Annotated in this window: 17 protein-coding genes; 8 read left to right on the top strand and 9 right to left on the bottom strand. The window is 62.0% G+C overall.

The genetic code is table 11. From position 1 onward, the window contains the following. Positions 1 to 43: 43 nt before the first annotated feature. Positions 44 to 2,404, bottom strand: a complete 2,361-nt coding sequence (gene parC / locus LAD35_RS05615) for a DNA topoisomerase IV subunit A (RefSeq protein WP_224151726.1) — start codon at positions 2,402 to 2,404, stop codon at positions 44 to 46. A 198-nt stretch (positions 2,405 to 2,602) separates the two neighbouring features. Next, the gene (locus LAD35_RS05610; protein ID WP_224151724.1) at positions 2,603 to 4,579 is read right to left on the bottom strand and encodes a DNA topoisomerase IV subunit B; all 1,977 of its coding nucleotides are present in this window, start codon (positions 4,577 to 4,579) and stop codon (positions 2,603 to 2,605) included. A 198-nt stretch (positions 4,580 to 4,777) separates the two neighbouring features. Between LAD35_RS05610 and LAD35_RS05605 the strand changes: the two genes are divergently transcribed. The 6 genes from LAD35_RS05605 to LAD35_RS05580 all read left to right on the top strand — a co-directional run bounded on the left by LAD35_RS05605 (position 4,778) and on the right by LAD35_RS05580 (position 9,667). Further along, entirely contained in the window at positions 4,778 to 6,004 is a 1,227-nt protein-coding gene (locus LAD35_RS05605) for an MFS transporter (protein WP_224151723.1), read from the top strand. Between the two features lie 26 nt (positions 6,005 to 6,030). Continuing rightward, on the top strand, positions 6,031 to 6,192 hold the full coding sequence (locus LAD35_RS05600; protein WP_224152873.1) for a hypothetical protein: 162 nt from the start codon (positions 6,031 to 6,033) through the stop codon (positions 6,190 to 6,192). 64 nt (positions 6,193 to 6,256) lie between these two features. Beyond that, on the top strand, positions 6,257 to 6,814 hold the full coding sequence (locus tag LAD35_RS05595; protein WP_224151722.1) for a class I SAM-dependent methyltransferase: 558 nt from the start codon (positions 6,257 to 6,259) through the stop codon (positions 6,812 to 6,814). A gap of 276 nt (positions 6,815 to 7,090) precedes the next feature. Further along, positions 7,091 to 7,357, top strand: coding sequence for a hypothetical protein (locus tag LAD35_RS05590; protein ID WP_224151721.1), 267 nt, complete (start codon positions 7,091 to 7,093; stop codon positions 7,355 to 7,357). Positions 7,358 to 7,466: 109 nt separating this feature from the next. Beyond that, positions 7,467 to 8,978, top strand: a complete 1,512-nt coding sequence (locus LAD35_RS05585) for an ATP-binding protein (protein WP_224151719.1) — start codon at positions 7,467 to 7,469, stop codon at positions 8,976 to 8,978. Then, a complete protein-coding gene (locus LAD35_RS05580; RefSeq protein WP_224151718.1) occupies positions 8,975 to 9,667 on the top strand; it encodes a response regulator in 693 nt (230 codons plus the stop codon). Before LAD35_RS05585 ends, LAD35_RS05580 begins: the two co-directional genes overlap by 4 nt. A 50-nt stretch (positions 9,668 to 9,717) precedes the next feature. Here LAD35_RS05580 and LAD35_RS05575 read toward each other — a convergent pair whose 3' ends face one another. The 5 genes from LAD35_RS05575 to LAD35_RS05555 form a co-directional block, all read right to left on the bottom strand. Then, positions 9,718 to 10,434, bottom strand: coding sequence for an MgtC/SapB family protein (locus LAD35_RS05575; RefSeq protein ID WP_224151716.1), 717 nt, complete (start codon positions 10,432 to 10,434; stop codon positions 9,718 to 9,720). Between the two features lie 56 nt (positions 10,435 to 10,490). After that, positions 10,491 to 13,235, bottom strand: a complete 2,745-nt coding sequence (mgtA, locus tag LAD35_RS05570; RefSeq protein ID WP_224151715.1) for a magnesium-translocating P-type ATPase — start codon at positions 13,233 to 13,235, stop codon at positions 10,491 to 10,493. A 219-nt stretch (positions 13,236 to 13,454) separates the two neighbouring features. Then, the gene (locus LAD35_RS05565) at positions 13,455 to 13,646 is read right to left on the bottom strand and encodes a hypothetical protein (RefSeq protein WP_224151714.1); all 192 of its coding nucleotides are present in this window, start codon (positions 13,644 to 13,646) and stop codon (positions 13,455 to 13,457) included. Positions 13,647 to 13,986: 340 nt separating this feature from the next. Continuing rightward, positions 13,987 to 15,009, bottom strand: coding sequence for a Bug family tripartite tricarboxylate transporter substrate binding protein (locus LAD35_RS05560; protein WP_224151711.1), 1,023 nt, complete (start codon positions 15,007 to 15,009; stop codon positions 13,987 to 13,989). A gap of 140 nt (positions 15,010 to 15,149) precedes the next feature. Continuing rightward, positions 15,150 to 15,515, bottom strand: coding sequence for a winged helix-turn-helix transcriptional regulator (locus LAD35_RS05555; protein WP_224151709.1), 366 nt, complete (start codon positions 15,513 to 15,515; stop codon positions 15,150 to 15,152). Between the two features lie 188 nt (positions 15,516 to 15,703). Between LAD35_RS05555 and LAD35_RS05550 the strand changes: the two genes are divergently transcribed. Then, positions 15,704 to 16,711: a zinc-dependent alcohol dehydrogenase family protein gene (locus LAD35_RS05550; protein WP_224151707.1), complete on the top strand. Its 1,008-nt coding sequence runs from the start codon at positions 15,704 to 15,706 to the stop codon at positions 16,709 to 16,711. Positions 16,712 to 16,831: 120 nt separating this feature from the next. Here the strand turns inward: LAD35_RS05550 and ilvD are convergent, their stop codons facing one another. Together ilvD and LAD35_RS05540 are read right to left on the bottom strand one after the other, a co-directional pair. Next, on the bottom strand, positions 16,832 to 18,697 hold the full coding sequence (gene ilvD, locus LAD35_RS05545) for a dihydroxy-acid dehydratase (protein ID WP_224151705.1): 1,866 nt from the start codon (positions 18,695 to 18,697) through the stop codon (positions 16,832 to 16,834). Positions 18,698 to 18,967: 270 nt separating this feature from the next. Next, positions 18,968 to 19,207 (bottom strand): TIGR04438 family Trp-rich protein, encoded by a 240-nt coding sequence (locus LAD35_RS05540; RefSeq protein ID WP_224151704.1) that lies wholly within the window; start codon positions 19,205 to 19,207, stop codon positions 18,968 to 18,970. Between the two features lie 97 nt (positions 19,208 to 19,304). Here LAD35_RS05540 and LAD35_RS05535 point away from each other — a divergent pair, with 97 nt between their 5' ends. Beyond that, positions 19,305 to 19,610 carry a c-type cytochrome gene (locus LAD35_RS05535; protein WP_224151703.1) on the top strand — a complete coding sequence of 102 codons (306 nt, stop codon included), beginning with the start codon at positions 19,305 to 19,307 and terminating at the stop codon, positions 19,608 to 19,610. Positions 19,611 to 19,663: the final 53 nt, after the last annotated feature.

Raw genomic sequence — 19,663 nt, 5'->3', positions numbered from 1 at the left:
CTTTTTTTTTTGAATATGGCAGGGCCCGTATCGACCCCGTCGGTCACTCCACGCGGAACACCGCGTTCGGCTTGAAGCCCAGGTCGGCTGCCTTGCCCTTCTTGGCGCGGCTGGACTTGGCGTTGTTCAGGCTGCGGATCTCCAGCGTTTCCTCGCGCGCCTTGCCGCCACGGCCAATGCCCTCGATGCGAATGCTGCGCGTGTAGGCGGCGGCGCCCGCCAGGCGGTCATTGCCCTCCAGATCGATCAGCTTGAGGCCCTTGCCACCATTGGCCATCTGGTTCAGTTCGGTGATGTCGAACGTGAGGATGCGTCCGCCCGCCGAGGCGCAGACCACATGGGTGGCATCTGGCAGCTCGACGCTGCCATTGGTGCCCGACACGAGCGAGGGACGGCACAGCGTATCGCCGTCTGCCAGCGTGACAAAGGCCTTGCCGCCTTTCTGGCGCGAAACCATGTTCTCCACCTGCGCGGTAAAGCCGTAGCCAGCGCTTGATGCCAGCAGCAGACTGGCGGGCAGCGGCCCGGCAAAGTAGTAGAGAATCTGCGTGCCTGCCTCCAGCTCCATCATCGTGGTCACCGGCTGGCCATCGCCCCGCCCGCCCGGCAAGGCGGCCACGGGGATTGAGTAGACCCGACCGTTGCTGCCAAATACCAGCAACTGGTCGACCGTGCGGCATTCAAAGGTGCCGTACAGGCTGTCGCCCGACTTGAAGCTGAAGCTGCCGGTCTCGTGACCATGGCCGGTGCGCGCGCGCACCCAGCCTTTTTCGGACACCACAACGGTAACGGGTTCATCCACCACCTTGACTTCAGCAACCGCCTTTTTCTCCTCCTGAATCAAGGTACGGCGCGCATCGGCAAACTGCTTGGCGTCGCTTTCGATTTCCTTGACCATCAGGCGCTTGAGCGAAGCGGGATTGGCCAGAATGTCTTCGAGCTTGCCCTGCTCTTCGCGCAACTCCTTGAGCTCCTGCTCGATCTTGATGGCTTCCAGCCGTGCCAGTTGGCGCAGACGGATTTCCAGGATGTCGTCGGCCTGGCGCTCCGTCAGGTCAAAGCGCGCCATCAGTGCGGCCTTGGGCTCATCGCTGGCGCGGATGATGGCAATCACCTCGTCGATGTTCAGCAGGACCAGCTGGCGACCTTCGAGGATGTGGATACGGTCCAGCACCTTGGTGAGGCGGTGCTGCGAGCGGCGGGTGATGGTGATCTGGCGGAACTCGATCCACTCCTCCAGCATCTGGCGCAGCGATTTCTGCGTTGGCTTGCCGTCGATGCCAATCATCGTCAGGTTGATCGATGACGAGGTCTCCAGGCTGGTGTGTGCCAACAGGCAGGTGATCAATTCGGATTGTGGCGTCTTGCCGGTCTTGGGCTCGAACACCAGACGCACCGCCGCGTCCTTGCTCGACTCGTCGCGCACACCATCGAGCACCGACAGCACCGTGGCCTTGAGCTGGGTCTGGTCCTGCGTCAGCGCTTTCTTGCCGGTCTTGACCTTGGGGTTGGTCAGGTCCTCGATCTCTTCGAGCACCTTCTGCGAAGAGACACCGGGCGGCAGCTCGTTCACCACCAGTTGCCACTGGCCACGCGCCAGCTCTTCAATCGTCCAGCGCGCGCGCACCTTGATGGAACCACGGCCGGTGCGGTAGGCATCGGCAATATCCTTGTCGCTGCTGATGATCTGACCGCCACCCGGGTAATCGGGGCCAGGAACGATGGCGTGCAGATCGGCATCCGTCATCGCGGGCTTCTTGATCAGCGCCACGCAGGCATCGGCCACTTCACGCAGGTTGTGGCTGGGGATTTCGGTTGCCAGACCCACGGCAATGCCGCTGGCGCCGTTCAACAGCGCAAAGGGCAGGCGTGCAGGCAACTGGGCAGGCTCTTCTTCCTTGCCGTCGTAATTGGGCACGAAGTCGACGGTGCCCATGTCGATCTCGTCGAGCAGCAAGGTGGTGATCTTGGCCAGCCGCGCTTCGGTGTAACGCATGGCTGCTGCGCCATCGCCGTCACGGCTACCGAAGTTGCCCTGTCCATCGACCAGCGGGTAGCGCTGAGAAAAATCCTGCGCCATGCGTACCATGGCGTCATAGATGGCCGAGTCGCCATGCGGGTGGTACTTGCCCATGGTGTCGCCCACCACCCGCGCGCTCTTGGCGGGAGCAGCGCCATGCGCCGCATTGGCCCCCGAAAATCCCAGACCCATGCGCGCCATGGTGTACAGGATGCGGCGCTGCACGGGCTTCTGGCCGTCGCACACATCGGGCAGCGCACGGCCCTTGACGACCGAGAGCGCGTACTCCAGATAGGCACGCTGGGCGTAGTTGCCCAGATCAAGACTGCCGCCGTCATCCGGCGGTGTGTTGGACAACAGGTCCAAACCGGTTTGTTCACTCATATTTTGATAGCTTTCTGCGCTTGATAGACGGGCGTCAGCAATGGTTTTATCTATTGATGCGGCGCCATTTGGTGCTAGAGCGGTGGTGGTTGCCTTATTCCGTGTCTCCACCATTCGAATACACGAAGGCGAAGCGAAGGCAGTGCTGTAGCACGACGAGCGAAGCCGACAAAGTCATCGGATGGTTGAGGAATGGAATCAGACGTCGATCTCCACATCGTTGCCGTGAATCTCCATCAGATCGCGCCGCGCGGCGGCTTCGCCCTTGCCCATCAGCTGGCCCATCACCTGCTGCGTCTGCTGCAGGTCGGAGTGCGTCAGCATTATTGGCTGCAGGCGGCGGGTGTCGGGGTTGAGAGTGGTATCCCACAATTGCTCGGCATTCATCTCGCCCAGGCCCTTGAAACGGCTGACCTTGCACTTCTCGCGCGCCACACCGTCCTTGGCGGCCTTGTCGAAGATGCCCTTGAGTTCAGCCTCATCAAGCGCATACAGTTTGGCCGCCGGTTTTTTGCCACGCGCTGGAATGTCCACGCGAAAGAGCGGTGGCCGCGCCACGCAGACATGGCCTGCATCGATGAGCTTGGGGAAGTGCTTGAAGAAAAGCGTCAGCAGCAGCACCTGGATGTGCGAACCATCCACGTCTGCATCCGAGAGAATGCAGATCTTGCCGTAGCGCAGGCCGCTCAAGTCAACCTCGTCATTGGGGCCGTGGGGATCCACGCCAATGGCAACGGCAATGTCATGCACTTCGGTGTTCTTGAACAACAGGTCGCGGTCCACTTCCCAGGTGTTGAGCACCTTGCCGCGCAGTGGCAGCACGGCCTGGGTTTCCTTGTCACGGCCCATCTTGGCGCTGCCACCTGCTGAATCCCCCTCGACCAGGAAGACTTCGTTGTAAGCGATGTCACGGCTTTCGCAATCGGTCAGCTTGCCGGGCAGCACGGCCACGCCGCTGCCCTTGCGTTTTTCGACCTTCTGACCCGCACGCTGGCGGGTCTGCGCGGCCTTGATGGCGATTTCTGCGAGTTTCTTGCCATATTCCACGTTTTCGTGCAGCCACAGCTCCAGAGCAGGCCGCACCATGCCCGAGACCAGGCGCACGGCATCGCGCGAGTTGAGGCGCTCCTTGATCTGGCCCTGGAACTGCGGATCCAGCACCTTGGCCGACAGCACATAGTTGGCGCGGGCAAACACGTCCTCAGGCATCAGCTTGACGCCCTTGGGCAGCAGCGAATGCAGCTCGATGAAGCTCTTGACCGCCTGGAACAGACCGTCGCGCAGGCCGCTTTCGTGCGTACCTCCCGCACTGGTGGGAATCAGGTTGACATAGCTCTCGCGCACCGGCTGGCCTTCTTCGGTAAAGGCCACGCACCACGAGGCGCCCTCGCCTTCGGCGAAGTTGTCATCGTGCTTGCCAGCAAAGCCCTCGCCTTCGAATACCGGAATGACCGGGTCCACAGGCAGGGTCTGCAGCAGGTAGTCCTTGAGGCCGCCCTTGTACTGCCAGGTCTGCGTGTCGCGGGTCTTGTCGTTGGTGAGCTGCACGCTCACGCCTGGCATCAGCACGGCCTTGCTGCGCAGCAGGTGCACCAGTTCGCCCATGGGCAGGTTGCTGGATTCGAAATACTTGGCATCCGGCCAGACGCGAACGGTTGTGCCCTGCTTGCGGTCGCCGCTGGTGAGCGCGCGCACCTTCAGCGGCTCGACCACATCCCCCCCGGCAAACGCCATGGTGGCGGCAGAGCCTTCGCGGTGCACCGTCACCTCCAGGCGTGTGGCCAATGCATTGGTGACCGAAACACCCACACCGTGCAGGCCGCCCGAGAAGCTGTAGGCGCCCCCCTGGCCCTTGTCGAACTTGCCGCCGGCATGCAGGCGGGTGAAGACCAGCTCGACCACGGGCGCGTGCTCTTCCGGGTGCAGGCCGAACGGAATGCCGCGACCATCGTCTTCCACGCTAATGGAAGCGTCGGTGTGCAAGTAGACGCGGATTTTCTTGCCGAACCCTGCCAGGGCCTCGTCGGCCGCGTTGTCGATCACCTCCTGAATGATGTGCAGCGGGTTGTCAGTGCGGGTATACATGCCCGGACGCTGCTTGACCGGCTCCAGTCCCTTGAGGACGCGTATCGAGCCTTCTCCGTATTCACTGGTAGACGTGTTTTTGCTTGCCATAACTTTCCATTCTAGCGGCTGCCATTGTAGATAGCTGTATGAATAAACAGGTAGAAGTTGTTAACGATTGGCTCCAGAGCGTGCAAAAACCTTCCTGGACTCCCAAATGGGCCTGAAACATGGCCGGTCAATATACGGGTGACAGCTGGTTTGCTGCGTTGCAGTAACAATTCTGTTATTACGAGACAGCCTAAGCATATGCAACACAACAACGCACAACATTTGTCCATCGCCCGCGTCCTGCTGTGCGGCGGAGCCGTGGTCACCTTGTCGATGGGCATTCGTCACGGTTTTGGCCTGTGGCTGCAACCCATCACGCAGGAGATGGGCTGGACACGCGAGTCCTTCGCCTTTGCGCTGGCCGTGCAGAACCTCAGCTGGGGCTTGATCGGCATCTTCACCGGCATGCTGGCAGACCGTTTTGGCGCCACCAAGGTGCTGGTGGCCGGGGCCCTGCTGTATGCGCTGGGCCTGGCAGGCATGGCCTGGGCTCCCAATACCGTGCTGTTTGCGCTGACGGCAGGCCTGTTGATCGGCATGGCGCAGACTGGCACCACGTACGCGGTGATCTACGGCGTGATCGGCCGGCAGATACCGCCAGAGAGGCGCTCCTGGTCCATGGGCGTTGCTGCTGCCGCAGGCTCGTTTGGCCAGTTTTTCATGGTGCCGGTCGAAGGCCAGTTGATCGCCAGCCTGGGCTGGCACAACGCGCTGGTGGTGTGCGCGCTGCTGGTACTGATCATCGTGCCGCTGGCCTTTGCCCTGCGCGAGCCCAATTTCCATGCCATCAAGAAGGCTTCAGCCGCAGGCCACCAGCAAACCATTGCACAGGCGGTGGCTGAGGCCTTCAAGAACCCGAGCTTTCTGCTGCTGACTGCAGGCTATTTCGTCTGCGGCTTCCAGGTCATGTTCATCGGCGTGCACATGCCCAGCTACCTGAAGGATTTTGGCCTGCCCGCGCACGTGGCCAGCTATTCTCTGGCGTTGATCGGGCTTTTCAACATCTTTGGCACCTACCTCGCAGGATCGCTGGGCCAACGCATGGCCAAGCGCTACCTGCTCTCAGGCATCTACTTCATCCGCGCCGTGGCCATCATCATCTTTCTGCTGGTGCCGCTGTCGCCCTGGTCGGTGTATGCGTTTGCGGCGGTGATGGGCTTTTTGTGGCTGTCGACGGTGCCGCTCACCAATGGCGTGATCGCCCAGGTGTTTGGCGTGCAGCACCTGTCCATGCTGTCGGGATTTGTGTTCTTCAGCCACCAGATCGGCAGCTTCCTGGGCATCTGGCTCGGTGGTTACCTGTACGACCACACGGGCAGCTATGACGCAGTGTGGTACGTGGCCATTGCGCTGGGCATCTTCGCGGGCCTCGTGAATCTGCCCGTCAAGGAAAGCCCCGTAAAACGCAGCACAGCCATTGCGTAAATGCCGCTGGGCGTACACTCGGCACCATGACCACCCCATCCGCCACCTCGCTCGCACCACGCCGCCGCCTGTGGCTGCGAGCAGGCGGCTGGGCGCTGGCTGCGGTGGTGCTGGCTGCCGTATTCATGCTGTACACGCAGCCCGAATTCATGGTGCGAATGGCCGACCATGTGTGGGCCTGCTTCTAGTAGCTTGAAAAACGGCATTGTGCGCCCGCCCACTATGCGCAACAAGCTCCATTTTTAATAGCAAATGCACTCTGGCAGCCTTCCTTCCGCCTGGATTACCCGCTTTGCACCACTGGTTCTGCGGAACGGAACGGCGCTTGATGTGGCCTGCGGCACTGGCCGCCATGCGCGCCATATGCAGTCACTGGGCCTGCAGGTGACTGGCCTGGACCGCGACGCTGCAGCCATTGATGGGTTGCGCGGTGACACCCAAGGCGAATGGATCGTTGCCGATATCGAAAACGCCCCCTGGCCGCTGCCCCATCAGCAGTTTGACGCCGTGGTGGTGACGAACTACCTGTGGCGGCCGCTGTGGCCGCACATTCTGGACAGTGTGGCCGCTGGCGGCCTGCTGCTGTACGAGACCTTTGCCGCAGGCAACGAAGCCTTTGGCAAGCCTTCGCGGGCCGACTTCCTGCTTCAGCCTGGTGAACTGCTGCAAGTGTGTGCGGGCTGGCATATCGTGGCTTTTGAACAGGGGCGCCTCACCGCCCCGGATCGCGTGGTTCAGCGCATTGCCGCACGCAAGCCGGGCGCTGATGGTGATGACGAGACGCCCTCGTCGCTTGTATACCCTGCCTGATGCGCAGCATTTTTTGCCAGCCCTTTGCATAACTTTGCGCAGCTGCGTGTGCCTGGGCATGGCCCCATCAGCCTGCAAGGCGCGCCAATAAAGGGCCTGGCACACGATTGCGCTTTGTCACAAGCTCCTCAGACCCTCTCCAATTTCCTCCTCATTTGGCTTCTAAAGTACATCCATTGGCTCTGCAGCCAGGTGCAAAACACACTCCAGTTTTTCTGCTCTTGCAGATTGTTTTGTTTTCCCGCAGAGCCATCTTTTTGATGAAAGGGAATGTGCATGAAAGCCATCGAGATGAGTTGCCTGCTGCTGTCGGGCGCTGCCATGACCGGTGCCCTGTTGCTGGGTACGCTGTCCAGCAACGCCCATGCGGCGCCTGCCGCCGCCAAAACCGCCGTGCCCAAGGAAGCCATTGAGGCTTGCAAGGGCAAGAAGGAAGGCGACAAGGTGGATTTGCCCATGGGCAATGGCAAAACAGCCAAAGCCTTTTGCCGCAAAGCAGGCAACCAGTTGGTTGCCATGCGCACGGCCTCTATCGGTCCGTGAGGACCTCCTCTGCGACACTCCTGCACACACCACGCACTGTGTAAGAGAATAGCCGGGCAGGCATTGTGTCTGCCCGTTTTACCTTTACCCTCTACTTTCCAGCTTGTATTTGAACCGCCTCCAAACCCGTGTCCTGCTTGCCATGGTCCTGCTGCTGCTCGGTCTGCTGCTGGGCTTTGCAGGCTTTTCGTACTGGAGCCTGCAGCGCGGTCTGGCGCCTTACGTTGCGCAGATCGAGCTGGGGCGGCTGGAATACCTGGAGAGCCAGCTCAGGCGGGAGTATGCCAAGGAGCAAAGCTGGTCGGGCCTGAGCGCCGAGCGCTGGAACGCCCTGACCCGATTTGGCGCCCAGGCCGCCATACCGGTAGCGCCCCCATCGGACGACAACAAACCCAGGGGCGCCACGATAGGCCCTTTGCGCACGCCCGATCTGAAGCCCATTGAGCGCCATCCCTTGCATGAGCGCCTGGGCCTGCTCGATGCCAAAGGCCAGCTGATTGCCGGGGTAGCACCGCAGGCCGCCAGTGCGACCAACCCGCTGTTTGACAGCAAGCACCAGTTGATCGGTACTTTGACCCTGGGGCCGCCCGCCGATCTGAAGAACCAGATCGACAGCGCCTTCCTCAAGGAACATCTGGTATTTCTGGCCATTGCGGCCGGTCTGGGGTTGGTGGTGGCGGGCGCCCTGTCTTGGTGGCTCAGCCGCCGCTGGATCCGGCCAATCGAAGCGCTGTCCAAAGGCGCCCAAGCCTTTGCGCAGGGCCAGCTCGACTACCGCATTGCAGCCGAAGGCAGTGATGAGTTGGGCCAGTTGGCACGCCGCTTCAACCACATGGCCGCGCAGTTGCACGAGGCACAGGCCCAGCAGAACGAATGGCTGACCCAGGTGGCGCATGAGTTGCGAACGCCCCTGGCCGCTGTGCGTGCAGAGATCGAAGCCATTCAGGACGGTATCCGCCAGTTTGACGCAAACACCAGCGAGCGCCTGCACCGGCAGATCATGCGCCTGACCCAACTGGTGGCCGACATGCGCGCGACCATCCCCACCACGCTCGCAGTGCAGGCCCCGCAAGACGCGCCTGCCTTGCAACTGACCGCGCCGCGCGCGGCATCTGCCGTGGCGCTGGACCTGCGGGCCCTCGTGGCCGAAGCGGTGGATGCCGTGCAGATGCGATTTGTGCAGGCGCAGATTGCCTTGCCACCAGCAGCCACCCTGGCACAGAGCCTGCCAATTGCCTGGATACACGGCAATGCAGCGCAGCTGCACCAGGTGTTGGGCAATATTTTTGAGAATAATCTGCGCTACACCGATGCGCCGGGCACGGTGGCCATCAGCGCCAGCGTGCATGAGGCTGCTGCTGCCAGCAGCCAGCAGCGCTGGATTGAACTGCATATCGACGACAGTGCTCCGGGCGTTGCCCCGGCAGACCAGCCGCGTATCTTTGAACGGTTTTACCGCGTGGAAGCCTCACGCAGCCGCGCCAGCGGTGGCTCAGGCCTGGGCCTGGCCATCTGCAAAAGCATTGTGCAGGCCCATGGTGGCCAATTGCGTGCCAGTGCATCTGCACTGGGCGGCCTGCGCATGACCGTGATCCTGCCCTTGACGGACCCCAACCCATGAACAGTGTCAAACCCCGCATTCTGTATGCCGAAGACGAGGCCGACATCGCCTCGATCGTGACCGACTACCTGCACCATGCGGGCTACGAGGTCGAGCACTTTGCCGATGGCTCGCAAGCCCTGGCGGCGGCCATTGCACGCCCACCGGCGCTTGCCATCCTCGATTTGATGCTGCCGGGCACCGACGGCCTCACGATCCTGCGTGAATGCCGCGCGCGCCAGCTGTGCCCGGTCATCTGCCTCACCGCCAAGGTGGAAGAGGTGGATCGGCTCATTGGGCTGGAAATGGGTGCCGACGACTACATCTGCAAACCGTTTTCCCCGCGCGAGTTGATTGCCCGCGTCAAAGTGGTGCTGCGCCGCAACCAGGTCGGAGAAGCGATAGCAAGCGGCGCCGCCGTTTCTGATTGGCGGCTGGATGACGCCACCTGCCAAGCCAGCTGGCGGGGTCAGGACCTGGGGCTCACACGGCGCGAGTACACGCTGCTGTCCATCCTGCATCGCCACCCCGGCAAGATCTATCCGCGCAGCCAGTTGCTGGATCTGGCCTATGCCGACGCGCTGGAAGTGAGTGACCGCGCCATCGACAGCCACATAAAGAACCTGCGCAAAAAGCTGCGGGTAGTGTTGGGAGAGGATGCGGAGTGCATCCGCTCCGTGTACGGTGTGGGCTTTGCGTTTGAGGCCTGATCGGCAAACCTTCATCGCCTCTTTTTTGACAGGCTGCCATCGCCCCTGTATCAGTCCCTCGTACTGGGGCTCCAGAAGGCCTGGCGTACACCCGGTTTGACAGCCAGTTGCTGCACCAGGGCATCCAGCTCGTCACCATGAACGGACTGCGCCGCCAGCGTCGCCTCGATCACCACTTCCTCGTCACCAAAAGGTTTGATGTCGATGTCACCTGGCGGATAGCCGCCACGCTCCAGCACATCCTGCAGCATGGCCAGGGCCAGGCGCTGGTGCAGCCGCTCGGCCACCACAAAGACGGCGTTCGTCACCTCGGTGGACACCACATCCAGCGGCTTGCGGTTGATGGCATTGACCAGCGGGCGCAGCAAGGTATTGGCTGCCAGCACCATGACCGTGCCCATCACGGCCTGCACGATCAGATCGGCACCGGCGGCAGCGCCCACGGCTGCCGACCCCCACAAGGTGGCGGCCGTGTTCAACCCGCGCACGTTACCCTCTTCACGCATGATGACGCCGGCGCCCAGAAAGCCGATACCCGACACCACATAGGCCATCACCCGCACAGCGCCGTCGGCCCCGGCAATGGTGTTGGCACTGTCGACAAAAATCGCCGCCCCCACGGCTACCAGCACATTGGTGCGCAGCCCCGCCGTGCGCTGGCGGTACTGGCGCTCCAGCCCAATCAAGGTGCCCAGCACAAAGGCCGTGACCAGGCTGAGCAAGGTATTGAGCAGCGAATCGAGCTGCATGAACTTCAAAGCTTCCACGGTTGTGATCCCCTCTTGTCTTTCACCATTGTTCACCCACAAGCAACAGGTGGCATCTATTGCCAGCCAAAGCGACGGATATACCATTTCTTCATGACCTGCGTGAGACCCATGTAGGCCAGCACGATCAGCACCAGGTACACGAAGTACGAGCCGGGCAAGGCCTCCAGCTTGAAATGCGAGGCCAGCGGCCCCATGGGCAGAAAGATGCCGATGGTCATCACGGCAAGCGTCATCAGAATCACTGGCCATGCCGCGCGGCTCTGGATGAACGGAATGCGCGCCGTGCGGATCATGTGCACGATCAGCGACTGCGTGAGCAGCCCCACGACAAACCAGCCTGACTGGAACAGGGTCTGTTTCTCCGGCGTGTTGGCATCGAACACCTTCCACATCAGCACAAAGGTCAGGATGTCAAACACCGAACTGATGGGGCCAAAGAACACCATGAAGCGGCCGATGTCCGCAGGGTTCCAGCGCTGCGGGTGGGCAATCAACTCTTCGTCCACATGGTCGAAGGGAATGGCGGTCTGCGACAGGTCGTACACCAGGTTCTGCACCAGCAATTGCAGCGGCAGCATGGGCAGAAACGGGATGAAGGCACTCGCCACCAGTACCGAGAACACATTGCCGAAGTTGGAGCTGGCCGTCATCTTGATGTACTTGAGCATATTGGCAAAGGTACGTCTTCCCTCTTGCACGCCCTGCTCCAGCACCATCAGGCTCTTTTCCAGAAGGATGATGTCGGCCGCCTCCTTGGCCACATCGACGGCCGTATCGACCGAGAAGCCGATGTCGGCCGCGCGCAGTGCCGCAGCATCATTGATGCCATCCCCCAGAAACCCCACCACATGGCCATTGGCCTTGAGCATGCGCACGATGCGCTCCTTGTGCGCCGGGCTCAGCTTGGCAAAGATGTTGTGGGTCTCCACGGCCCGGGCCAGCTCCACATCGTCCATACGCTCCACATCGCCGCCCAGCACCATCGCCTGCTCGGTGATGCCTACTTCCTTGCAGACCTTGGCCGTGACGGCAGCGTTGTCCCCCGTCAGCACCTTGATATGCACACCATGCTGCGTCAGCGCCTGCAAGGCGGGAGCCGTGCTCTCCTTGGGCGGATCGATGAAGGCAACAAAGCCGCACAGCGCCATGCCAGCCTCGTCGGCCACACCGTAGCTTTGCTGGTTGGCGGCGCTCTCGCGCGTGGCCACGGCCACCACACGTAGGCCCTGGTTGTTCAGCTCCTCGGTCACCGCCACAATGCGGCTGCGCAGGCCATCATCGAGCGGCAGCACGGCGCCCGCCGCATGCACCGAGGCGCACACCTGCAGAATTTCGTCGACCGCCCCCTTGGTGATGAGAAGGTGATGCCCGCTGCCATCACTCACCACCACCGACATGCGCCGGCGCACGAAGTCGAAGGGAATCTCGTCCACCTTGGCGTAGTTGCGCACCACCTCCTGCAGTTCGGCGTGTTCCAGCACGGCGACGTCCAGCAGGTTCTTCAGGCCGGTCTGGTAGTAGCTGTTGAGGTAGGCCATGTCCAGCACGTGGTGCGACTCATCGCCCCAGGCGTCCAGATGCCGTGCCAGAAAAATCTTGTCTTGCGTCAGCGTACCAGTCTTGTCGGTACACAGCACATCCATGGCGCCGAAGTTCTGGATGGCGTCCAGCCGTTTGACGATGACCTGCTTGCGCGACAGGAACACCGCGCCCTTGGCGAGCGTGGCGGTCACGATCATCGGCAGCATCTCGGGTGTGAGGCCAACCGCCACCGACAGCGCAAACAGCAGCGCTTCGGTCCAGTCGCCCTTGGTGAAACCGTTGATGGCAAACACCAGCGGCACCATGACAAGCATGAAACGGATCAGCACCCAGCTGACCTTGTTGACACCGGTCTGGAATGCAGTCGGCGCCCGGTCCATGGCTGTGGCGCGCCCTGCCAGCGCCCCCAGATAGGTGCTGTTGCCCGTGGCCAATACCACCGCCGTGCCCGCGCCCGAAACCACATTCGTGCCCATGAAGACGATGTTGTCCAGATCCACGGGATTGCTCTGGTCTGCGCCCTGCAACTGGGCGAACTTCTCAACCGGCATTGATTCGCCCGTCATCGCCGACTGGGCCAGAAACAGATCCTTGGCCTGCAGCAGGCGGCAATCGGCGGGCACCATATCGCCAGCAGAGAGCTTGATGATGTCTCCCGGCACCAGCTCGCGCACCGGCAGCTCCAGCGCGGCGGGCGCGGTGGGAAAGCCCGATGGGCGTGCATCAGAGGGCTCATCCTCGCCCAGAACCCTGCGTCGCAGCACCGTCGCCGTATTGGACACCATCGCCTGCAGCGAGGCTGCGGCCTTGTTGGCGCGCCCCTCCTGCCAGAAGCGCAGCACTGTGGAGAGCAGGACCATGCTGCTGATGACGACCGTGCCCTTGAAATCGTCCGTCACCCAGGACACGGTGGCGAGCAAGGTCAGCAGAATATTGAACGGCGTGCGAAAGCACAGCCACAGGTGTTCGCCCGCCGACATGGGCTTGTCCTGTGCGATGGTGTTCCAGCCCGCCTCGGCGCGCGCAGCGTCCACCTGGGCCGCGTCCAGGCCGTCGGTGGCACTGTTCATGCCTTGCAGCAATTCTGCTTCAGCCGCCAGTGCGGCTGCGCGCAGGCGGTCGCCCAAAGCTGCAGGCACACGCAGATCGGCTGGCGCCTTGGCCAGTTGATCGAGCATGGGGATGCGGCGGAAATGCTCGGCCCAGTGGCGCGAGCGCAGAAAGTTCACGAATCCGTTTTTCAGCGTGGTCAACATGGCCACCCTCCTTCAAGCGATTTGGTGCCGGGCACGGCGTAGCCGCACCCAAGGCAAGCTCAGTCATGAAGCGCGCAGGCAAGCGGCATGCAGCCATGCGGGCGCGCACAGAGAAGGGGTTACTCCATTCCTTGATCAGCGGGACATGCGGGGATCAGGCCCCAGCGATGGAGACAGTCTGCAAGGCGCTATGGCCCTGCGCTGCTCGTCAATGCCCGATCAGGAACGGAATGGGGTACTGAAAGGATCCAGGGCCGCAGCCAGCGCATGCAGCGGCTTGCGGTAAATGCCGCGATGCCCAAGGCGTGCAGCGCCGCGCGGCAGGCGTGCAGGATGCAGCCGCTGCGCAAGCCGCACGAGCTGCGACGAAAAACGACGGCTGCAAGTGCGCAACAACTTGCGTTTTTGCATGGTTCGCTCCCTATCCAGCGCACGGCAGCGCTCCGCCATGCCTGTTGCTGGGTCGATTTTTTGGAATGGGGTGCGAGCGAAACCTGTGCGCTATATAAGGGTAGCTACAGGGATTCGCAGGCTGCCCGCCTGATTGGCAAGGCAGCGCGCAAAGCTGAGGCGTTTGCGGTTACCTTGCCTGTGGTGCGTTGGCGGCTGGCCAACAACTTGGTACGTCCACAGGACAACTCCTTTTCAACTGGTTCGGCGCGGATTGTAGGCCGTGATGGGGCAAATGACCAGGGGTTTATACGTACATTACCAAATCTTCATGAACGAGCCCTGCACAGGTGCTGCGCGGTCACTCCATCGGAATCCTGCGCTGCTCCACCAATTGCTCCACCTGGCTACGGGTTTGGGCAATCAACTGAGCGAATTGCGCAGGCGTTCCCCCCAACGGCTGCACGCCGAGCTGCGCCAGGCGTTCGCGCACGGCGGGGGTTTTCAAGGCATCGCGCGCTGCCTGATTCAGCGTATCGACCACATTTTGCGGAGTGCCTGCTGGCGCCACCAGGCCAAACCAGGTGATGGCCAGGCGATTGAGCGCAGGGTAGCCAGCCTCTGCCAGCGTGGGCACCTGCGGCAGGGACGGCAGGCGCTGCTGCGCAGCCACCGCAAACGGCACCAGCCTGCCCGACTGCACCAGGCTGCTCGATGACGGGTACTGGTCACTCAGCACCTGCGTCTCACCCGCCAGCGCACTATTCACCACCGGCCCCTGGCCCTTGTAGGGAATATGGCGCATGCGAATACCCAACTCGGCGTTCATCGACTCAGCGATCAAGTGACCAATGGAGCCCACGCCTGCAGAGCCAATCGTGTAGTGATCCGGGCGGACGCGCATGGTGGCGATGAAACTCTGCAGATCACCGACACCCAGGCTGGGATGCGTGGAGAACACCGAAGGAATCTGGGCCAGCGCGGTAATGGGAGCAAAGTCGCGCAGCGGGTCATGGCGGGCGCTTTTCAGCACCACGGTATTGACGGCCAGGGTACTGATGGTTCCTATGCCAATGGTGTAGCCATCGGGCTGCGCACGTGCCACGGCTTCTGCGCCAATCAGGCCTGCAGCGCCTGCCTTGTTTTCCACCACCACAGGTTGCCCCAACGGGCCGTGCATGGCATCAGCAATGAGGCGAGCCACGATGTCGGTTGACCCACCAGGTGCAAACGGCACCACCAGTTTGACGGGCTGGCGCGGATAGGCAGGCTTGCTTTGCGCCTGTGCATAGCTGGTGGACCATCCCGCCAGAAAGGACAGCACTGCGGCATGGCACAGGAATTGGCGCCGCGCCAGGGGCAGCAGAGGCAGGCGGAAGATCATGGAAGGCAGACTTCAGGGGAGAAGGTGCAACGGAGGCATTATCGCCAAACCTGCAATCAATGACGGCATTACCATTTTGCTATATTTTTAACAGCTATTGACGCATTGTAGGCAAACCTCAATACTCCTTTCGACACAGCTCAGGCCGTGCAGCGCACCTGCATGCTCTCCGCCGGTTCACCCCCCTGGGTTTGTGCATAGCCCAGCCCCCAGTCGCGCATGGCGGTCAGCACAGGCTCCAGGCTGCGCCCCATGTTGGTCAGTGCGTAGTCCACACGTGGCGGCACTTCGGCGTATACGGTACGCGCCACAATGCCAGCCTCTTCCAGTTCGCGCAGCTGCAAGGTCAGCATGCGTTGCGTTACGTTGGGAATGGCGCGCGAAAGCTCACTGAAACGCTTGGTGCCATGCAGCAGGTGGAACAGCACAATGGGCTTCCAGGTGCCACCCATGACCGATAGCGTCACTTCCACTGCGCAACCGCTTTTGCTGTTCAATCGTTTCATCACACCTCCACAGCGTTACATCGCAATCGCCCGATACTAGCCGCAAGTCAATGGACATGCATTACTTACATTTTTAATACTAGACAACAAATATGTTGGTTCTGGCATTGTGAGGCCATGGCTTGCATGATGGCCGGGCGGCTGTGTTGTGCAGCCCTTGCCATCCAAACTGACGAAAGAGGAATTCCATGAAAGCCATGCAACTTGCAGCCCCCGGCGGCCTTGACCGGCTGCAACTGGTCGACTTGCCAGCGCCTGCGGCGCCTCGCGCCGGAGAGATCCAGGTGCGCCTGCACGCCAGCTCACTCAACTACCACGACCTGGCCATCGCTGCCGGTCGTTCGCCAACGGCCGATGGCCGCATCCCCATGGCCGACGGTGCAGGCGTGGTCACCGCCGTGGGCGAAGGGGTGTCCGAATTTGCTGTGGGCGACGCGGTGGTTTCCTGCTTCTTCCCGCTGTGGCAATCGGGCAGGCAGGTGCCATCGACTTTTGCCACCGTGCCTGGCGATGGCGTGGACGGCTTTGCGCGCGAACAGGTCACCATGGCAGCCACCGCCTTTACCCATGCGCCCAAAGGCTATACGCATGAAGAAGCTGCTACGCTGACCACGGCAGGCCTCACCGCCTGGCGCGCCCTGGTGGTGGATGGCCGCCTCGAAGCTGGTCAAACAGTGCTGGTGCTGGGCACTGGCGGGGTGTCGATTTTTGCACTGCAACTGGCCCACGCCATGGGCGCGCGGGTGATTGCCACCACCTCGAGCGCTGCCAAGGCAGAGCGCCTGCGTGCGTTAGGTGCCCATGAAGTCATCAACTACCGCGACCAACCCCAATGGGGCGATGCTGTGCTGGCCGCCACTGGCGGGCGCGGCGCGGACATTGTGGTCGAAGTGGGCGGCCCCGGCACCTTGCCGCAATCCATCCGGGCCTGCACGCCCGGCGGCCACATCGCGTTGATCGGCGTGCTGACCGGCTTTGCCGGCGATGTGCCCACGGTGGAGTTGATGTGCAAGCAGCAGACCCTTCAGGGCCTGATCGTCGGCAGCCGCGAGCACCAGCAGGATCTGGTGCGCGCACTCGACCACCTGGCGCTGCGCCCGGTGATCGACAGCAGCTACCCGCTGGCGCAGATGGCAGATGCGTTTGCACACCAGATCAGCGCGCAACACTTCGGCAAGATCTGCCTGCATTGGTAGTACGCAGGCGAGCGAAGTGACAAGTGCGGTTGGCAGCTTCATGCCTCAAAAGCCGCACAGCGACAAAAAAGCCGCCCCAAACCTGTGCCTGGGGCGGCTTTTCATTGGGAGCGACGGCGCTCAGTCCAGCAGTGAGATATCGCGCACCGCGCCCTTGTCTGCAGACGTGACCAGCTTGGCGTAGGCCTTGAGGGCAGTGGACACCTGGCGGGGGCGAGGCTTGGCAGGCTTCCAGCCCAGCGCGTTCTGCGCTTCGCGGCGTTTGGCCAGCTCTTCATCGCTCACCAGCACATCGATGGTGCGGTTGGGAATGTCGATGCGAATCTTGTCGCCGTTCTGCACCAAGCCGATAGCGCCGCCAGCTGCCGCTTCTGGCGAACAATGGCCGATGGACAGGCCCGAGGTACCGCCCGAGAAACGGCCATCGGTCAACAGCGCGCAGGCTTTGCCCAGGCCCTTGGACTTGATGTAGCTGGTGGGGTAGAGCATCTCCTGCATGCCAGGGCCGCCCTTGGGGCCTTCATAGCGCACAACCACCACATCGCCCGCCTTGACCTTGTCGCTCAGGATGTTCTCCACGGCCTCGTCCTGCGACTCGACCACGTGTGCAGAGCCTTCGAACACCAGGATAGAGTCATCGACACCGGCGGTCTTGACCACGCAGCCATCGAGCGCGATATTGCCACGCAGCACAGCGAGGCCCCCCTCCTTGGAGAAGGCATGCTCGTATGAGCGGATACAGCCCTCGGCGCGGTCCAGATCCAGGCTCGGCCAGCGCGTGCCCTGGCTGAAGGCCACCTGCGTGGGAATGCCTGCGGGGCCCGCCATGTAGAAGGTCCGCACTGCTTCGTCCTGCGTTCGGACGATGTCCCACTGGTCCAGGGCATCCTTCATGGTCTTCGCATGCACCGTGGGTACATCGGTGTGCAGCTTGCCGGCGCGATCGAGCTCGCCGAGGATGGCCATGATGCCCCCTGCGCGATGCACGTCTTCAATGTGGTACTTGTTGGTGTTGGGGGCCACCTTGCACAGCTGCGGCACCGTGCGCGACATGCGGTCGATGTCAGTCATCGTGAAATCGATGCCGGCTTCCTGCGCGATCGCCAGCAGGTGCAGGATGGTGTTGGTCGAGCCGCCCATGGCGATGTCCAGCGTCATGGCATTCTCAAAGGCCTTGAAACCCACCGAGCGCGGCAGCACAGTCTCATCTTCCTGCTCGTAGTAACGCTGGCACAGCTCCACCGCCAGGCGGCCTGCGCGCTTGAAGAGCTGCTCCCGGTCGGAGTGCGTTGCCACCACCGTGCCGTTGCCGGGCAATGCCAGGCCCAGGGCTTCAGCCAGGCAGTTCATGGAATTGGCGGTGAACATGCCCGAGCAGGAGCCGCAGGTGGGGCAGGCCGAGCGCTCGACTTCAGCCACATCCGCGTCACTGACATTGCTGTCTGCAGCCATCACCATGGCGTCGACCAGGTCGAGCTTCTTGATCTGAATCGTCTTGCTGCCATCTGCCGCAGGCACTGCCAGGCGCACCTTGCCTGCTTCCATCGGGCCGCCGGAGACGAACACGACCGGAATGTTCAGGCGCATGGCTGCCATCAGCATGCCAGGGGTAATCTTGTCGCAGTTGGAGATGCACACCATGGCGTCGGCGCAGTGCGCGTTGACCATGTACTCGACCGAATCGGCGATGACTTCGCGGCTGGGCAGCGAATACAGCATGCCGTCGTGGCCCATGGCAATGCCGTCGTCCACGGCAATGGTGTTGAATTCCTTGGCAACTCCGCCTGCGGCCTCGATCTCACGGGCTACGAGCTGGCCCAGGTCCTTCAGGTGCACATGGCCGGGAACGAACTGGGTGAACGAATTGACGACGGCGATGATCGGCTTGGAGAAGTCACCATCCTTCATGCCGGTGGCACGCCACAGCGAGCGGGCGCCGGCCATATTGCGGCCGGCGGTAGAGGTTTTGGAACGGTATGCGGGCATCGTGGTACTCGGGAAAACAGATGATCAATGAGAATAAGCCTGTCTTGCGAAGGGCTGCCTGCGGCGGTAGGCCCGCAGCCAGCGGGGCAAGTCGGCGTGAACCTCTTGAGTGCGCGCCAGTGCAGTATCTGATTATGGCGCACTACAAAGCATCTGTATGACGCTCGGGTTCCCTGAATACCCGCCCAAAGAGACGCCTCCGTCGGGTGACGCGCAACAAAAAACCGCCCGAGGGCGGTTCTGCATGGCGAAACCGGAGGCGAAGTGGGCCTAGCGGCGGCGCGGCCCCTGCCCCATGGCTTCCTTGGCCTTGGCAATGCGGGCGGCCTTTCTCTGGTCTTCCTTTTCCATCTCCTTGCGTTTGGTGTAGCCAGACCAGTCGGCCCAGGCCCACCATAGAACCGCCAAGGCAAAAGGCGCCAGCACCACGGTCCACGACCAGGCTGCCACCGGGCCGATTTCCAGGTACTTCAGCAACAGAAGCATGATCCCCAGAATCAAAAAATACATTGCAATCCCCTCCTACACATGCAATTGCCCACAGCGGGCATGCTCCAGCGCTGGGAGCATTAGAATGAAATGTACCCCATACCAAGGAGATTGCACGATGAAACGTATTCTGATTGCCACGGCACTGGCCCTGAGCGCCAGTGCCCCTGCGTGGGCAGATCAGGCGCTGGCCCAGTCCAAGAACTGCATGGCTTGCCACTCGGTAGATAAAAAAGTGGTCGGCCCCGCCTTCAAGGACATCGCCAAGAAGTTCGGCGGTCAGGCGGGTGCTGCCGACATGCTGGCACAGAAGATCATGAAGGGCAGCTCCGGCGTTTGGGGCCCCGTGCCCATGCCTGCCAATACGCAGGTGAGCGAGGCAGAAGCCAAGACGCTGGCCAACTGGGTGCTGTCGCTCAAGTAAGCCCTGTGGCATCAGGTGCCACAGACTCGATTGCTATTCAATAAGTAGCATTC

It is taken from the genome of Comamonas odontotermitis (assembly GCF_020080045.1).
GTDB lineage: Bacteria > Pseudomonadota > Gammaproteobacteria > Burkholderiales > Burkholderiaceae_C > Comamonas > Comamonas odontotermitis.
The sequence above is the reverse complement of the archived record's forward strand: the minus strand, read 5'-3'. Positions and strand labels throughout refer to the sequence as shown.

What these genes read in the sequence shown, in the direction of transcription:
- parC (WP_224151726.1), bottom strand. Translation starts at nt 2,404, where the DNA reads ATGAGTGAACAAACCGGTTTGGACCTGTTGTCCAACACACCGCCGGAT.
- LAD35_RS05610 (WP_224151724.1), bottom strand. Translation starts at nt 4,579, where the DNA reads ATGGCAAGCAAAAACACGTCTACCAGTGAATACGGAGAAGGCTCGATA.
- LAD35_RS05605 (WP_224151723.1), top strand. Translation starts at nt 4,778, where the DNA reads ATGCAACACAACAACGCACAACATTTGTCCATCGCCCGCGTCCTGCTG.
- LAD35_RS05600 (WP_224152873.1), top strand. Translation starts at nt 6,031, where the DNA reads ATGACCACCCCATCCGCCACCTCGCTCGCACCACGCCGCCGCCTGTGG.
- LAD35_RS05595 (WP_224151722.1), top strand. Translation starts at nt 6,257, where the DNA reads ATGCACTCTGGCAGCCTTCCTTCCGCCTGGATTACCCGCTTTGCACCA.
- LAD35_RS05590 (WP_224151721.1), top strand. Translation starts at nt 7,091, where the DNA reads ATGAAAGCCATCGAGATGAGTTGCCTGCTGCTGTCGGGCGCTGCCATG.
- LAD35_RS05580 (WP_224151718.1), top strand. Translation starts at nt 8,975, where the DNA reads ATGAACAGTGTCAAACCCCGCATTCTGTATGCCGAAGACGAGGCCGAC.
- mgtA (WP_224151715.1), bottom strand. Translation starts at nt 13,235, where the DNA reads ATGTTGACCACGCTGAAAAACGGATTCGTGAACTTTCTGCGCTCGCGC.
- LAD35_RS05565 (WP_224151714.1), bottom strand. Translation starts at nt 13,646, where the DNA reads ATGCAAAAACGCAAGTTGTTGCGCACTTGCAGCCGTCGTTTTTCGTCG.
- LAD35_RS05560 (WP_224151711.1), bottom strand. Translation starts at nt 15,009, where the DNA reads ATGATCTTCCGCCTGCCTCTGCTGCCCCTGGCGCGGCGCCAATTCCTG.
- LAD35_RS05555 (WP_224151709.1), bottom strand. Translation starts at nt 15,515, where the DNA reads ATGAAACGATTGAACAGCAAAAGCGGTTGCGCAGTGGAAGTGACGCTA.
- LAD35_RS05550 (WP_224151707.1), top strand. Translation starts at nt 15,704, where the DNA reads ATGAAAGCCATGCAACTTGCAGCCCCCGGCGGCCTTGACCGGCTGCAA.
- ilvD (WP_224151705.1), bottom strand. Translation starts at nt 18,697, where the DNA reads ATGCCCGCATACCGTTCCAAAACCTCTACCGCCGGCCGCAATATGGCC.
- LAD35_RS05540 (WP_224151704.1), bottom strand. Translation starts at nt 19,207, where the DNA reads ATGTATTTTTTGATTCTGGGGATCATGCTTCTGTTGCTGAAGTACCTG.
- LAD35_RS05535 (WP_224151703.1), top strand. Translation starts at nt 19,305, where the DNA reads ATGAAACGTATTCTGATTGCCACGGCACTGGCCCTGAGCGCCAGTGCC.